Genomic DNA, 14,546 nt, shown 5'->3' with positions numbered 1-14,546 from the left:
AAGCCGGGCTGCCCTCATCAGCCTGGCAGCTGCCACCAACTAACTGCCCGTGGGGGCCCACGCGTGCCCGGTAGTTTCCGTCGAGGTTCCGTGGGGCCCCACGCGGGGTAGGTATCACCCCTCGGGGGTGCGTGGGGCCCCACACGGGTCCGTTGGCTTCTTCCGGGGGCACGTGGGGTCCCACGCGCCTTTCGCAAGAACTGTTGAAGGCACGTGGGTCCCTACGGACCAGGGGCTGGTGCGAGGGCGATGGTGGGCGTGGATGGCATGCCAGCCGTCAGGTTGAGGTAATCATTCATTACACGTTCCCGCTGCTACCGCTACTTTTAAAACGAAAAATATAATTGAACATGAAAAAAGCTTTAATTTTCCTGCTGACGGTCCTGCTATCGTGCAACCTTGCCAAGGCCCAGACACCTCCGCCAACGCTCACGCAGGCGCAGCGGTACCAGGACTACGACTATTTGGTCAGCACCATTCGCTCGCTGAACGCGCAGATTGAGGTCCGGAAAAAGGTGACCGGACTCGACATTGTTGGGGAGTTGAAAGCGCTGCGCAAGCATGTGGCCACCTGCAAAAGCGACGCCGATTTCTATTTTCTGCTCCGCGAGGCCATTGACTTGTGCAACGACGAACATTCCAATCTGCTTTGGAAACAATTCCTGACACGCCCCCTTAAATACCTAGTGCCCTATTCTATTACTCCGTTGGATAGTATGCAGGTACAGGAAAGCGTACTTGCGAACGACATTGCCGTGAAGGGGTATCTAAGCAAATATGCCCGCCAGAAGCTAAGACTGCCCTTGAAGTATTTCAACGGCAAATATCTTGTTTACGAAGATTTTACCTACAAAGGCCAATTGATTAAACGCGGGGCGCAAGTGGAGAAAGTTGACGGCATGGACGTCCACCAATTTGTGCAGACCAAAGCGAAGTACCTCGGAAAAAAATGGGATGGGTATAATAAAATTTCATATACTGACCGTTTTTACCGAGCGCCCTCTCTAATCGAGCGAACAGGCATTTCGATGACCTTGCGTACTGGCTCCGAGGTACAAAATATTGATTTCAAGTATGCCGATACCGTAGCGCTACAAGCGAAAAAACTGCCGGAACGGGAGTCAGACGACGAGAAGAAGGTTGCCTATTTCAAGTCAACGGGTATGCTCTACGTCCGGGTGCCCGAAATGAACTCCGAGTGGAAAACGTATTTTCCCGACACCATCAAACAGATTGCTAAAGCCAACCCCATCAAAAAGGTAGTCATTGACATCAGGGGCAACGGCGGTGGCAGCGACGATGTGGGCCTGAATATCATAAAATCCCTGATTGCCGACACCATCAAAACCCAGGTTAAGATATTAGCCAATAATAGTGACATCATAAAATCCCGGGATAAACTCTGGGACGGGGCTTACGAGAAGGTACCGTATTTAGGTAACAAAGAATACCTGGTAATTGCCAACGAGGCCTACAACATAGTTCCCGACGCGAATTCTATTAGATACCCTGGAAACGTGTACATTCTGCAAGATGAAAACGTGTTTTCGGCGGCGGGCACGCTAACTGCCGTTGCCGGCTACAGCAGCAAAGTCATCAACGTTGGGAGCGCGACCGGTTCGCAACTGGGCCGAGGTATCGACCCATTGTTGTTTCGGCTGCCCAACTCGAAAGTGATGTTCCGCATCGAGCCCGTGGTGGACCACAGCGGCGCGACCCGCGCGGAAGACGTATTTCACGACAACGTTAAAATCCGTCGCGACCTGACCGTGGAGGAGTGGGTATTTCGCCGCGACTATCGGGGCGATGTCTACGATGCAGAGTTCCTGCTAAAGTACGACCCCCTTATTAAGCTCGTGCTGGCGCACGAAAACTAGGGGTAGAAAGCTCGGCTTTTGGTGCGAAAGCCCGCCGTGTATATCACACGGCGGGCTTTTCTACTGATTCAGCAAGTACAGGGAGCACACCGCTGTGCCTTGCTACTTCACCTCAATCACCTGCTCGGTCAGTGGCTTGCCATCCTCGCCTTTCAGCTGCGCCGTGACGAGCAGCTTCTTGCCTTGCTCGCGGAAGCGGAACAGGCCGTAGTGTTTCTGGTTGATGAGCGGACCCACGCGCAGGTCGTTGGCCTCGCTTTTGTTGTTCACGGCGGGGTGGGTAAGGCCGCTGGACGTGATTTCGTAGACCGGATACGAGCCGCCGGCCGGGGTTACTTTGGAAATCTCCCCGATGTGCCGGTCGCCGCTCACGAGTAGCACGCCCTTGGCTTTACTAGCCACCAGCAGGTCGAGGAAGCGCTGGCGGGTGGCCGGAAAATTGGCCCACTTCTCGTAGGGGTGCTGCTGGGGCAGGAACTGGATGCCCGAGGCAATGATGTGGGCATCGGCGGTGCTGTTGGTGAGCTGCTGCGTCAGCCACTGCCACTGCGCCGCGCCGAGGATGTCACCGGTGGGATTGGGCACGTAGGCGCGGTTGGCGTCGCGTTGCAGCTCGTCCTGGTGGTAGCGGTCGTCGAGCAGAATTACCTTCACCTTCTTGCGGCCCACCTGGTATTCGTACGACGTGTAGAGGCCTTCCTGCGCCCGGCGGGGCGTGCCGGCGGGCTCCTGCAGGAAGTCGAGCGCCAGCTGTTGGCTTTCCTTTTTAAACGGATACTCCTTGCCGGCATCATTGCGGCCGTAATCGTGGTCGTCCCAGGTGCCGATGATGACCGGCACCTGCGTCCGAAACTGGCTATAGGCGGGCAGGTTGAACTGGGTGTCGTACTTCTGCTTGAGCACGGCCATATCGTCGGTATCACCGTAAATGTTGTCGCCGAGCCACAGCCAGACATCGGGCTTTTCTTGTGCGATAACGGGCCACAGCGGCTGGGGCAAATCAGTTCGGTTGCAGGAGCCGAAAGCAATAGCGAGTTCTTTTTTCTGCTGGGCTTCAGCGGCCGGGCTGCCGAAAAGGAAGGCCGTCGCCAAGGCTAGTACTAGGGGTTTCGTCATGCCGTAAAGATGCCACTCGACCAGGCTAACTCTTCAAATTCGGTGTGAAGATTGAGTTAAGAGGTTTTTTGCCAGTGAAAAAGCTACCCTAGTCCAGCAGCTACTTTGACTAAGATAAGCCTTGAGGCAGGCGTAGTTGCCCGGGCTACTGGGGCTTCTTTCGCTCGCTGCCTTTCACCAAGGCTCAGTTATCCACCTGAAAACCGGCCAGAGCCGGTACCGTTCAGCGACGATTAATCTGGCAAATGAAGCACTGGGCTTCGGCGTTGCGGGCATGCAGATAGGCAATGTCCGAACGTTCTGCCAGAACTTGCTCAAGCAGCTCGTCCACGTCAGCATTGCCAACTAGTTGGGTGAATACCATATGCTGGTCGGCGCTGTAGCCCACCAGCGAGAGCGGAAAGTTTGCCTTATCAGCCTTGATTTCGGGCGGAAACCGGTCCGTATCCGGGTACGGTGCGACGTCTGCCGACGAGATAAAAATGGGGCCATTTTGATTGAAAGCATTCGCCCGCGTGAAGGGCGAGTAGCTGAAAAGCAGCCGATAATCCTGTTGCGGCACGAAGGGGCGGAGCGAGACGCGGCACGGGCCGTAGCCCGTGGCCAGCTGCTCGACCACGGCATTACCGAAGTCATCGCGGCGCGTGGCCCGGATACGCTGAACAGTTTCGGACGGCAAGGGCACAATCTGGAAGGAGGACATGGTTTGCAAGGAGTGATGTTCCCTGCAAAGGTGGCGTGGGGCCGGTACCGTGGAAATCCGTTTCTTGCGGAGTTGACCTTCCGACTCACTTCTGCTGTGGGGGCAGGTCACGAGAAAGCCCGTGAGCGATTTGCCACATTGTCCTGGTTGTTATTCAACGCGTCAGCACTGACCGCCTGCGCATACGCCCACTGATAGAGGGCCACATTTCCTCCTGCATTGCTAACTCGGCCACGCGGTAAATAGGCGTAGGCAAGTAAGGCGGAGTGGACTTGCGAGACGCACACTAGGTACAGCAGCTCCTCAAACTGCTCTACACATCCCGTAGCATCCAAATATCGCAGCCGAAATGTCCGCTGTTGCCCAGTGGGCCGGGCAGGTAGCGAAAGCCCAGCTTTTCGTATAGAGGTAGCGCCTTTTTCATCTCGGGCGTCGTTTCCAGGTAGATTTGCTCGTACCCCAGAGCGTGGGCCATGTCGAAGCACTGCTCTACCAGCCGCTGGCCCAGGCCGAGGCCACGGGCGGTGGGCAGCAAGTACACCTTCACCATCTCGCAGATGGTAGGTGGCAGCCCGGCGGTAGGGTACACGCCCGCGCCGCCTAGCAGGGTGTCATCCTGCGTGGCCACGATGTAGGCACTGCGGGGCTCAGCCGCGAACAGCTCGAACAAATGGTCGGTGCTGTGGTCGAAGTACGCAGTGCCGGGTTTATCGGATCCGAACTCGCGTAGCGTGTCGCGCACGATGCGGGCCAGCACGGCATTATCGGCAGCGGCTAGGGGGCGGAGAGTTATGGAAGCAGTCATGAGAAGCGGTGGAGTTTTTAAAACCTGTTGAAGCGTGATACGCTGCTTTCGGCCAGGCAAAGCCAATGAATAGTTACCTAACGGGGCACTCCGTTTACTGGGGGGCGATGTGCCTCGCCTCGCGAACAAAATCGAGGCGTTGGATGAGGCCGTCGTGCAGCTCATAAATTGCCAGCACCTCGAACGGCGGCTGGCCAGGGCCGCGCTGCACCCGCTCGTGGTCCATCACGCGGTTGCCAATCACGATGCGGTGCAGCAGGGTGGTGCGCAAGCCCGGAAATTGCCGAAAGACGCCTTGGTAGTAAGAAAATATAGCCTCCTGCCCGGCCTGGGTGAGCTGCTGGGGGTGCTCATACACGGCCGCGTCGGGTGCGAACTGGTCGGCAAAGGTCCGGGCATCACCGGCGTTGTAGGCAGCGACGAGTTGGTTGATAACGGATTCCATCGGGGTGGGAGAGGGGATGAACGACTTGGTGAGGGCCGTCAGCGTCACGAGTAGCCAAATTGAATTGAGGGTGGTGTTGGCGAAAGCGCGTTTGTGGTAGGTGTAGAGAATGAGCAGGCCACAACCCAGCACGTTCAGCAGCAAATAAGGCAACGACTGGCTCCCCAACGTCCCGAGACTGTTGAGCGCATACGCCGACAAAGATGCCGTGGCGCCACCCCAGCCCAGCCCGTTGAGCAGGCGGCCCGTCAGCGGTAGCCGGCTCATCGTAGGTCGAGCCTGAGCAGATAGTCGAGCGTTTCCGTGGTTCCAAGCCGGAAAATATGCTCCCCAAACCGGCGGAAGCCCGCACGCTGATAAAAGGCCGTGGCTTTTTGATTGTGCTGCCAGACGCCGAGCCAGATAACCTCGAACGCCAGCTGCCGGGCCAGGTCAATTGCGGCTTCCAACAAGGCTTTGCCCACGCGCTGCCCCTGAAACTCATTCAATACGTAGATTCTTTGCAGCTCTATGTGCTGCCGTCCGGCCAGCTCCGGGGGCTGTTCCACCGTGCGCAGCTTCGCATAGCCGGCCAGGCGGCCCGCCGCGTAGGCCAGCAAAAATCGGGCGTTTGGCTCCTCAAATTCCCGACGGATTTGAGCCTGGTTGAATTTCTCCGCCAGGTAATGCTCCATATCGGCCGCGGTGAAATGCCGGCCAAAGGTTGCGTCGAACGTCTGCCGTCCCATTTCGGCGAGGAGGGCCGCGTCGGCTACCGTAGCCGGCCGAATGCGGATGGGTTGAATGACAGGGTTAGAGAGGTGCAATTCCATTTTCAGGTCAGCCGCTTTGTACGGCTGCGTGTCCATGGGCACCTCCGCGAAGCCACAGGCTTGGTAGAGTCGATGAGCGGCCGCGAGCTTGGGCGTCGTGTACAGCACCAGCGTAGTCGCGCCCAGCGTGCCGGCTTGCTCGACGCAGTGGCGCACCAGCCGCTGGCCCAGTCCCAGGCCGCGGTGGTTTTCGGCCACGGCCAGCTTGGCTAATTCGTACTGGCCCGGCACGGCCGTCACGCACAGCGAAACCGTGCCCACCACCGCGCCCCGCAGCAGGGCCACAAATAAGCGCCCGCCCGGCGCCACCACATAAGCGTACGGGTCGCGCAGGAAGGCGAGGTCGGCCGGCTCCACGTACACGTACTGCTCTAGCCAGGCGCGGGTGAGGGCCGCTACTTCAGCGGCGTGGCCGGGGGCGTAAGCCACCAGCTGAACTTCGGCGGCAGAATTTGGTTCGGTCAGACTCATACTGCAAAATTGCGCCGCTTAGCAGCCCCCAACAATGCTAAATCCGGGGCCATAAATCTGAAAAACGCATCAAGCGGCGCTACCATCGGCATGGACCTTCAGCAAATACGCTACTTCCTTGCCCTGGCGCAGGAGCTGCATTTCTGGCACACGGCCGAGAAGATGCACATCACTCAATCGGCCCTGAGCCGTCATATTCAGGCGTTGGAAGCGGAAATCGGTGCGGCCTTGTTCGAGCGCAACAAGCGCAACGTGAAGCTGACGGCCGCCGGCGCGTTTTTGCGCAGCGAATGGACGCAGCTACTCACCACGGCCGATGCCGTGCACCGGCGGGCGCGGCAGCTGAGCGCGGGCGAAGTGGGCGAACTCAAAATCGGCCACCCCGGCTCGGTAGCGTACTCGGTGCTGCCCGACTTACTGGCCGAACTGGCCCACCGCTACCCCAATTGGCGCGTCGAGCTGGTTGAAATCATGGAGCTGGACCTGGAGCAAGCCCTGTTCAATTACCACCTCGACCTTGGGCTGCGGCGCGAAGTCACCCGCAACCCACGCCTGGAGTCGCGGCTGCTAGGCGCCGAAAACTTCGTGCTAGTGCTGCCCGCCGCCCATGCCCTGACCGCCGCCACTTTCTCGACGCTGACCGGGGTGCGACAGGAGAAGTTTATCCTACCTTCGCTGCGCAACCAAACTCAGTACGTCGACTCCCTGCGAGCCATTTTTGCCGCGTACCAATTCGAGCCCATCATCCAGATAGAGTCTGATTTCGGCGCCACTATTCTCAACCTGGTGGCGCGCGGCCTGGGCTTGTCCATTATGCCCGCCTCCTATGCCTCCGGGGCCCCGAAGGGCGTGCGATTTATCGAGCTTCCCCACCAAACGCAGTTGTACGCCATATGGCGCAAGGATGACACCAGCCCCGTGTTGCAAAACGTGCTCAACGTGCTCGAAGCCGCATTCGCTCAATGATGGGTGCGATACCGAAGTTATTGCGCAGCAGTGCGGACTTGTAGTCCGCGAACCAATCTGGCCTGACCAACGCACGGATTGAAAGTCCGCGCTACTGCTAGCCGGCCCCTTAGCTTAATGCTACATTAGGTTAAATTATTTAGAATGATTATAAACAACTCTTGTCAGGGGCGCTGATACAGAGTACATTTGCATGTTTATAATCATTCTAAATAAGCATGAATTCTATTCTGCGTGTGCGTCGGCTATATCTGCCGTTGCTATTTTTCTGGCTGCTGAGCGGTAGCTATACTGCTCTGGCCCAAGCGGTGGGTGCCGTACAGGGACGGGTATCGGAAGCCAACGGCCAAGCCTTACCAGGCGTGAGCGTGGTTTTGCACGGCACCGCGCTTGGGGCCGCTGCCCAAGCCGATGGCTCGTTCCAAATTGATGGCGTGCCGGCCGGCACCTACACCGTGGAAGCGCGCTTTGTTGGCTATGAAACCCAGCGTCAGACAGTGGTGGTGGCTGAAGGGCAAACGGCTACGGTGGCCTTGGTTCTGGCAGCCAGCGCCGCGCAGCTCAACGAAGTCATCGTGTCAGCGAGCCGGCGGGCCGAGACGATTAGCGAAACGCCGGTGTCGGTAACAGTGCTGGGGCCGAAGGAAATCGCGGTGCAAACGGCCATCACGCCGGGCAATATTGCGGCCGTGCTGGGCAATGCCGTGCCGGGCCTGGGCCTGAACAACAACCAGACCGGCAACTTCGGCCAGACCCTGCGGGGGCGCAACGTGCTGGTACTCGTGGACGGCATTCCGCAGAGCACGCCGCTGCGGGCCGGCTCCCGCGACATCCGCACCATCGACCCGGCCGTGATTGAGCGGATTGAGGTTATCAAGGGCGCCACCTCTATTTATGGCAATGGGGCCGACGGGGGCCTCATCAACTACATCACCAAAAAGCCGGTACCTGGCAAATCCTTCGGCGGGCAAACCACGCTGGGGATGAACAGCGGTCTGACTGGCTTGAGCGGCAATACGTTGGGTTATCGCGCTTCGCAGCAGTTTTATGGCAAGCGCCGGGCGTTCGACTACGTGGTAAGCGGCTCGTACGACCAAACGGGGGTGTTCAAAGACGCCCGCGGGGAGGTGATTTCGCCGGAGTATGGGCTGGGCGAAACCAAGGCCTACAACGGCTTCGCGAAGCTGGGCTACGACCTCAGCCCGAAAGACCGGGTGGAAGGCATGTACAACTACTTCAGCTCGCGCCAGAACTCCGACTACGTGCTGCGCCCCGGCAAGTACGGCCAGGCTCCGGCCATTGGGGTGCGTGGCGAGCGGCTGGGGGTGGACGAAGGCACCCGCTACAACCACAACGCCTACCTCACCTATCGCGGCGAGCAGCGGTTGCCCCTGCGCACCTCTGTGGACCTGACCGCCTACTGGCAGGATTTTCGCACAATTTATGGCGTGGACCGTACCTTTTTTGAGGGCGGCGGGCAGTCGGAAATTCTCTCCACCAAACGCGGCCTGCGCCTGAACCTGAATACGCCCGTGCTCACCGGCGAGCGGTTCAATGCCGACATCACCTACGGCCTCGACGTGCTCCAGGACCGCACCTCGCAGAGCCTGGTGGATGGCCGCGTGTGGGCTCCCGAAATGAACATGCGCAACCTCGCTCCCTATGCCCAGCTGCGCAGCGAGCTATTCACGAACGTGGTGCTGAAAGCCGGGGCTCGCCTCGAAAATATCCGGGTGGGCGTGGACGATTTTCAGACCCTGCGCACCCAGCGCGGAACCACGTACGAGGGCGGTGACCAAGTGCGCGGCGGCACGCTGAGCTATAACACCGCCGTGTACAACGCCGGCCTGCGCTACACCCGCTACCGCTGGCTAAACCCGTTTGTGAGTTATTCCGAAAGCTTTTCGCTCTTCGAGTTGGGCCGCACGTTGCGCACAGCCTCAGTGGGCACGAAGAAAGTGACGTCGATTGCGGAGCTGGAAACCAAGCCGGTGATTGTGCGCAACTACGAAGCCGGCCTCAACAGCCAGCTCGGGCCCGTGAACCTGGGGGCTGTGTACTACATCAGCCGCTCCGACCTGGGCGCCAACCTGGTGCAGGTAGACGGCGTGCTAGTGCCCCAGCGGCTACCCGAACGAGTGTGGGGCTACGAACTGACCCTGGATTACGCGGCGCTGCCCAACCTCTCACTCGGTGGCTCCTACGCCTGGGTCGAAGGCAAATCGGACCGCAACGACAACGGCAGCTTCAACGATGCCGTCGATGTCTATCTGAACAGCACCCGCATCACCCCGCCCAAAGCCACTGGCTACGTCCGTTACACCCCCATCGAGCGCCTGAGCCTGAACCTGAACTACATGCGCTCCGGCCGCCGCGAGCGGTTTCAGCCTCTGGCTAGTCCCACGGCCACGGCGCTCTACGCCAGCGGCGAAGGTCCCATCAAGCCCTTCGACCTATTCAATTTTAGTGCCGCCTACAAGGCCACGGAGAGCATCAACGTGGGCTTCGGGGTGGAAAACCTGTTTAACAAGTCCTATTATTCCACCCTCGCGCAGTTCTACGGCAACAATTCCGAGTACACCCGCGGCAACGGAGCCCGTCTGAACTTACGCGTAGGCGTGTCGTTTTAGCGCAGGGTTTCAACTAGATGTTTTGTAGTTGGTTATGTTGAATAAAGCGTCTAGGAAGAACGTCATGCTGAGCGGAGTCGAAGCATCTCGCGTGCCGCCACTAATTCTCTGCACTATCCCACGCGAGATGCTTCGGCTCCGCTCAGCATGACGGTTTATTTAATCTAATTATGCCCTCGACAGGACTGCCAGCGTTTTAACCTTATTCGCCTCTGCGGCTTATGCCTATGACTTCCAACCGCCGTCTATTCGCGTTGCATTCCTGGCTGGGGTTGTTGGCGGGAAGTTTCATTCTGATATTTTTCTTTACCGGGGCGCTGATGGTGTTTCGGGAGGAACTGAATGAGTTGAGTCGGCCGGAGCTGTTTCGGGTGGAAGCGCCGGCGGGCCAGCCGCCGCTGAGCTACGACGCGCTGTACCGGGCGGCGCGGCGGCAGGAACCAGCAGCGCTGTTCTTCTCGTTCCGCCACCTGCCCCAAACGCCGACTGAAACGCTGGAAATCCGCATTTACGAGGCTGGCGAATATGGCCGGTTGTTTGTGCATCCCTACACGGGGCAGGTGCTGGGCAAAGCGTTCAACTCCTTCACCGACGCGCTCATTATCCTGCACTATTCCTTCTACCTCAAGCATGTGGGCGAGGCGCTGGCTGGCATTTTTGCTATTTGCTTGCTGGGCTCCACATTCACCGGGGCGGTTGTTTATCGTCAGCATTTGCTGAAAGTGGTGCTGTTTCGGCAGCGCCTGAGCTGGCGCAGTGGGCGCGCGACGGCTTCGGGCTTGCACCGCGTGCTGGGCGTATGGGCACTGCTGTTTCAGCTACTGCTGGCCAGCAGCGGCCTGTGGCTGAGCTGGGATGCCTTCGACTTGAAAAAAATCCTGAGCAGCGACGAGAAGCCGGCCGCCGCTTTTCCTCTTGTAGCGGCCAACCTGGACGAGTTGCTGCGCGTCGCCGGGCAGCAGGTGCCCGGCCTGCGACCCACGCGCATCAACTTCCCCCGCAAGCCCGAGGCGCCGGTAGCTATCCTGGGTACCTCGCCGCAGGATGCCTGGCTGTGGGGCACCTCGGTGAACAAAGCAGAATTTACCAATGTGGCCGGCCCGGCTCAGCTGAAGAAGCTCACGCGCCAGCAAGACCTCACGATGCCGGAAAAGCTCGATCTGGCGCTACGGACGCTGCATTTCGGCCAGTACGGCGGGTTAGGTATCAAAGTCCTCTATTCGTTGCTGGCCCTGAGTAGTGCTATTATCACCATCACAGGCTTTATTCTCTGGGTTAAAGGCCCCAACCTGCGACCGAGGGCTCGGCGTGGCCAAGTCGGACGCCTGCCCCAGAAATGAGCAGGAGTGGGAATACTAGGTCGTATGCAGAAATTTTGGGGGAGTGCCCGTTGGGTGAAGAAGCTCGTTGCGAGCAGCTTTAAGAAGTTTCAAGCAGTTGCGGGTCATTGACTGCATGCCGGTTCGCGCTGCGTCTGCACCATCGACACAAACAAAAATCCTTTTCTACCTCCCGTTGAGTACAGGTCCTTTATAAGAGGTCAAAAGCTCGTCGCATGAGCGTAGTGCAGCCTCTTGTTTCGCTAGGCTCTCCTCTCTTTTCGAGAAGGGCCGGAGGGCGGCCCCGCCAGGTACTCCAACTTCAAATCGTTCTAAGTCGGTGGCTTGGCGAACGGGACCACAATTTATTTACTGCCTGGGCCAGTTGCGAAAGCTGCTATTTTGATTAGGAGTGCCAACTACTTTTGAAGGGTCATTAACCCCTAAAGTTATAGAATCCATGAAAAAAGCTGTTCTCACCCTGAGCCTGCTCAGCACCGTGATTGCGCCCGTCGCTGCCCAGTCATCGGGCAAGCCCTACGCCACTGCCGACTACACGCCCAAGAAAGCGGCCGTCAACTACCTCCCCGACCTCGAAACGCTGGTCTTTGAGTTTCAGGTGGCGGGCAGTGCGGGCAAAACCCAGCCCCGGCCAGCTGGCAAAACCGATGGCGCCCCCGTGCTCGGCTACGTCTTCCCGACCACGCTGAAATCGACCGATATTGGCATGGCCGCTACCGATGGCATCGTGGCGCTGGCCCTGACCTCGCACCCCGACTTTGAGGACACCCCGCTTTGGGACGAAAACAACGACGGCGACTACAACAATGACGGGCTGGTGTGGCACGCGCACTGGGTCGTGCTCATCAAGGATGCGCGGGTAGCCGGAGGCTTTTCAGTGAAGGAATTTGGCCAGATGGACAACATGAACCATGTGGGGCCCGCCCCCAAGCTGCCGCCCACCAGTGCTCCCGGAATGCACATGTACATGGATTCGCCCGGTTTCACGGTCACCATGAAGGGTAATACCGGTCGTGCAGTAGTTCCGCTGGACCGCATCAACCACCAGAAAAACTTCAAGTTTGACCTCGTGACCTGCTACATGGAAGTGAATGCGTCCGATAAAAGCCGGCCCATGCTCGGTGTGTACCAAGTATACGGAGTGATGTCGGGCAACCTCTCGCTGCCCTACACGGTGGCCACCAAGTAAGTACTGCGGCGACCCGGAGTCGCCAATCAAGCAGGAGAGGTGATGAGCCACCGCCCTGAAAAAGCAGCCGGGCCATCTGCTGCATACTGCTCCTGAACTACTCTTTACGGGACTTTTTTACCTGCCTTTCGGGTGGGTCAGGGCTTCTTTTTTCCTGATTTTTTCACCCCTAACCTTTTATTATCCATGGAAAATCAATCCATTCCTGGTTACACCTACGGCCAGGTGAGCCAGTCTCCCGTCTCCGTTGCCGAGCTGGACTTGCTCAAGCAAACGGTGCTTTTCTCGGCCGATGACGAGCAGGCCCTGCTGCTGGCCGGCCAGGTGCTGGCACCGCAAACCGATGCCATCCTCGACGTGTGGTACGGCTTTGTGGGCGCGCACCCGCACCTACTCCGCTACTTCTCCTTCAACCAGCAGCCCGATGGCAACTACCTGGCCCGCGTCCGCGCCCGGTTTGGACAGTGGATTCTGGATATCTGCAACCGGCCCTACGACCAGCAGTGGCTCGATTATCAGCACGAAATCGGCCTGCGGCACACCACCGTCAAGAAGAACACCACCGACGGCGCCGTGGCTGAGCCACTCATTCACCTGCGCTACCTCACCACGTTCATCGTGCCCCTGACGGCCACCATCAAACCCTTTCTGCAAAACGGTGGGCACTCGGAGGCGGAGGTTGAAGCCATGCACGCCGCCTGGTTTAAGGCCGTCACCCTCACCGCCACGCTCTGGAGCTACCCTTACGTGAAGGAAGGCCAGTTTTAATTTTTCATCCGCTTTATTTTTTACGCAAATGGGAGTCGCCGTTTACGATACCTACGTCCGCAAAAAGGACAGCACGGTCATGCACTTTGATATTCTGGTGCCCGATACGCTCACCAACAAGGAAACTATTTACGGCTTCGGCCGGGAATATCTGAAGAGCAAAGGGCAGGAAGGCCAGGCGCTTTCGGCTCAGGAATGCTCCTTCTGCCACGTTGAGCAGCCCACGCCGGAAATGGCGGCGGCCATTGCCCGGCAGGGCTACTACATTATCGAAATGCAGGGCTGTCAATAGAAGGCTGTCTAGGTAAGAATAATGTAGAAGCGAGCAGGCGGTTATGCCGAGCGGAGCATAACCGCTTGCTCGCTTCTTTATGGCTGCATTTCTGTTTGTGAATGAATGAGCTAGCCTTAGCTGAAGTCTGCCCAGCTTACGCTCACTGCACTTTTAATATCCTGAATTATGATTCCTTATCAGCCCATCGATTGCGCGTTCCACGACTTGCTGGAGGCCACCATTACCTGGCGTAAGTACTCGCACCTGCAATACTTCACCGACCTTTGGGAATTCACAACCGTCACCACCCTGCTCAAGGACCTGACCAGCGAGCGGACCACCGATGGCTTGGCCGAATACCTCGTCATCGGCACCGGCGAGCGGATTCGGCTCGACCGCGTGGTGAATGTGAATGGCACCTTCGCACCGCCTTTCCGCCACTTCCTGGACTTTACCTGTGACTGCTGACCCCACCGCTGCCAGCCCCTTCGACCCCGCCCGACAAAACCTGCCCCCGGACCTGGACCTCAAAATCGTGGCCTCGCTGGAGCGGCTCACCAGCGTGTTCCGTACCCTTCTCTGGCAGGAGGCCACCCAGGTGGGGCTAAGCCCGTTGCAATTGCAGGTGGTGGTGTTTCTGCGCTTCCACAGCCAGGGCCAAAACACCGTCAGCTACCTGGCCCGCGAGTATCTGGTGAGCCGGGCTACCGTGAGCGAGGCCGTGAAAACCCTGGAGCAGAAGCAGCTCCTGAGCCGGCTGACCGACCCCGCCGACCTGCGCAGCCACTCCCTGCACCTAACGGCCGCCGGCCAGCAGCTGGCCGACCGCACCAGCCGGTTTGCTCAGCAACTAACTCCACCAGTGGCTCGCCTGCCCGCTCGCCAAAAGCAAGCGCTGTACCTGAGCCTGCTTGCCGTCATCGGCCAATTGCAGCAAACCGGCATCATCCCGGTGCAGCGGATGTGCTTTTCCTGCCGTTTCTACGGACAGGAACCCAACGGCGGGCACTTTTGCCACCTGCTGAAAATCCTGTTGGAAGGTGCCCACCTGCGGATTGATTGCCCCGAGCACGAGGCGGCGGTGCTCTAGAAGCTCCCGCAGCCCGTGCCTGGGGCCTGTTATTTATCTTTCCGCCGTCATTTCTCCTGC

14 protein-coding genes are annotated in these 14,546 nt (G+C 58.7%); 9 read left to right on the top strand and 5 right to left on the bottom strand.

What is annotated here, in order from left to right; genetic code table 11:
* The first annotated feature begins 350 nt into the window (after positions 1 to 350).
* Positions 351 to 1,877 carry a S41 family peptidase gene (locus tag WX88_RS21485; RefSeq protein WP_046246479.1) on the top strand — a complete coding sequence of 509 codons (1,527 nt, stop codon included), beginning with the start codon at positions 351 to 353 and terminating at the stop codon, positions 1,875 to 1,877.
* A 102-nt stretch (positions 1,878 to 1,979) separates the two neighbouring features.
* On the opposite strand, the gene WX88_RS21480 is transcribed toward WX88_RS21485, so the two are convergent.
* The 5 genes from WX88_RS21480 to WX88_RS29600 all read right to left on the bottom strand — a co-directional run bounded on the left by WX88_RS21480 (position 1,980) and on the right by WX88_RS29600 (position 6,229).
* Positions 1,980 to 2,993: an alkaline phosphatase D family protein gene (locus WX88_RS21480; RefSeq protein WP_046246478.1), complete on the bottom strand. Its 1,014-nt coding sequence runs from the start codon at positions 2,991 to 2,993 to the stop codon at positions 1,980 to 1,982.
* Positions 2,994 to 3,216: 223 nt separating this feature from the next.
* Positions 3,217 to 3,696, bottom strand: coding sequence for a DUF1203 domain-containing protein (locus WX88_RS21475; protein ID WP_046246477.1), 480 nt, complete (start codon positions 3,694 to 3,696; stop codon positions 3,217 to 3,219).
* 313 nt (positions 3,697 to 4,009) lie between these two features.
* Complete coding sequence (locus WX88_RS21470; protein ID WP_046246476.1) at positions 4,010 to 4,501, bottom strand: GNAT family N-acetyltransferase; 492 nt, start codon at positions 4,499 to 4,501, stop codon at positions 4,010 to 4,012.
* Positions 4,502 to 4,595: 94 nt separating this feature from the next.
* Positions 4,596 to 5,213, bottom strand: a complete 618-nt coding sequence (locus WX88_RS29605) for a nuclear transport factor 2 family protein (protein ID WP_082116214.1) — start codon at positions 5,211 to 5,213, stop codon at positions 4,596 to 4,598.
* Positions 5,210 to 6,229 carry a GNAT family N-acetyltransferase gene (locus WX88_RS29600; RefSeq protein WP_052732949.1) on the bottom strand — a complete coding sequence of 340 codons (1,020 nt, stop codon included), beginning with the start codon at positions 6,227 to 6,229 and terminating at the stop codon, positions 5,210 to 5,212. The genes WX88_RS29605 and WX88_RS29600 overlap by 4 nt, the downstream gene beginning before the upstream one ends.
* A 9-nt stretch (positions 6,230 to 6,238) precedes the next feature.
* Between WX88_RS29600 and WX88_RS21450 the strand changes: the two genes are divergently transcribed.
* From WX88_RS21450 to WX88_RS21415, 8 genes are all read left to right on the top strand, one after another.
* Positions 6,239 to 7,195, top strand: coding sequence for a LysR family transcriptional regulator (locus WX88_RS21450; protein WP_231590765.1), 957 nt, complete (start codon positions 6,239 to 6,241; stop codon positions 7,193 to 7,195).
* Between the two features lie 218 nt (positions 7,196 to 7,413).
* Positions 7,414 to 9,825, top strand: a complete 2,412-nt coding sequence (locus tag WX88_RS21445; protein WP_082116213.1) for a TonB-dependent receptor — start codon at positions 7,414 to 7,416, stop codon at positions 9,823 to 9,825.
* Between the two features lie 227 nt (positions 9,826 to 10,052).
* Positions 10,053 to 11,165 carry a PepSY-associated TM helix domain-containing protein gene (locus tag WX88_RS21440; protein WP_046246475.1) on the top strand — a complete coding sequence of 371 codons (1,113 nt, stop codon included), beginning with the start codon at positions 10,053 to 10,055 and terminating at the stop codon, positions 11,163 to 11,165.
* 439 nt (positions 11,166 to 11,604) lie between these two features.
* Positions 11,605 to 12,354 (top strand): hypothetical protein, encoded by a 750-nt coding sequence (locus WX88_RS21435; protein WP_046246474.1) that lies wholly within the window; start codon positions 11,605 to 11,607, stop codon positions 12,352 to 12,354.
* A 186-nt stretch (positions 12,355 to 12,540) separates the two neighbouring features.
* Positions 12,541 to 13,122 carry a protoglobin domain-containing protein gene (locus WX88_RS21430; protein ID WP_046246473.1) on the top strand — a complete coding sequence of 194 codons (582 nt, stop codon included), beginning with the start codon at positions 12,541 to 12,543 and terminating at the stop codon, positions 13,120 to 13,122.
* 28 nt (positions 13,123 to 13,150) lie between these two features.
* Positions 13,151 to 13,414, top strand: a complete 264-nt coding sequence (locus WX88_RS21425) for a DUF2024 family protein (protein WP_046246472.1) — start codon at positions 13,151 to 13,153, stop codon at positions 13,412 to 13,414.
* Between the two features lie 168 nt (positions 13,415 to 13,582).
* A complete protein-coding gene (locus tag WX88_RS21420) occupies positions 13,583 to 13,864 on the top strand; it encodes a hypothetical protein (protein WP_046246471.1) in 282 nt (93 codons plus the stop codon).
* Positions 13,854 to 14,486, top strand: a complete 633-nt coding sequence (locus tag WX88_RS21415; RefSeq protein ID WP_046246470.1) for a MarR family winged helix-turn-helix transcriptional regulator — start codon at positions 13,854 to 13,856, stop codon at positions 14,484 to 14,486. The genes WX88_RS21420 and WX88_RS21415 overlap by 11 nt, the downstream gene beginning before the upstream one ends.
* Positions 14,487 to 14,546: the final 60 nt, after the last annotated feature.

The organism is Hymenobacter terrenus (assembly GCF_000972495.1).
GTDB lineage: Bacteria > Bacteroidota > Bacteroidia > Cytophagales > Hymenobacteraceae > Hymenobacter > Hymenobacter terrenus.
Note: the sequence above shows the minus strand (reverse complement) of the source record. Positions and strands in the feature narration are given on the sequence as shown.

What these genes read in the sequence shown, in the direction of transcription:
- WX88_RS21485 (WP_046246479.1), top strand. Translation starts at nt 351, where the DNA reads ATGAAAAAAGCTTTAATTTTCCTGCTGACGGTCCTGCTATCGTGCAAC.
- WX88_RS21480 (WP_046246478.1), bottom strand. Translation starts at nt 2,993, where the DNA reads ATGACGAAACCCCTAGTACTAGCCTTGGCGACGGCCTTCCTTTTCGGC.
- WX88_RS21475 (WP_046246477.1), bottom strand. Translation starts at nt 3,696, where the DNA reads ATGTCCTCCTTCCAGATTGTGCCCTTGCCGTCCGAAACTGTTCAGCGT.
- WX88_RS21470 (WP_046246476.1), bottom strand. Translation starts at nt 4,501, where the DNA reads ATGACTGCTTCCATAACTCTCCGCCCCCTAGCCGCTGCCGATAATGCC.
- WX88_RS29605 (WP_082116214.1), bottom strand. Translation starts at nt 5,213, where the DNA reads ATGAGCCGGCTACCGCTGACGGGCCGCCTGCTCAACGGGCTGGGCTGG.
- WX88_RS29600 (WP_052732949.1), bottom strand. Translation starts at nt 6,229, where the DNA reads ATGAGTCTGACCGAACCAAATTCTGCCGCCGAAGTTCAGCTGGTGGCT.
- WX88_RS21445 (WP_082116213.1), top strand. Translation starts at nt 7,414, where the DNA reads ATGAATTCTATTCTGCGTGTGCGTCGGCTATATCTGCCGTTGCTATTT.
- WX88_RS21440 (WP_046246475.1), top strand. Translation starts at nt 10,053, where the DNA reads ATGACTTCCAACCGCCGTCTATTCGCGTTGCATTCCTGGCTGGGGTTG.
- WX88_RS21435 (WP_046246474.1), top strand. Translation starts at nt 11,605, where the DNA reads ATGAAAAAAGCTGTTCTCACCCTGAGCCTGCTCAGCACCGTGATTGCG.
- WX88_RS21430 (WP_046246473.1), top strand. Translation starts at nt 12,541, where the DNA reads ATGGAAAATCAATCCATTCCTGGTTACACCTACGGCCAGGTGAGCCAG.
- WX88_RS21425 (WP_046246472.1), top strand. Translation starts at nt 13,151, where the DNA reads ATGGGAGTCGCCGTTTACGATACCTACGTCCGCAAAAAGGACAGCACG.
- WX88_RS21420 (WP_046246471.1), top strand. Translation starts at nt 13,583, where the DNA reads ATGATTCCTTATCAGCCCATCGATTGCGCGTTCCACGACTTGCTGGAG.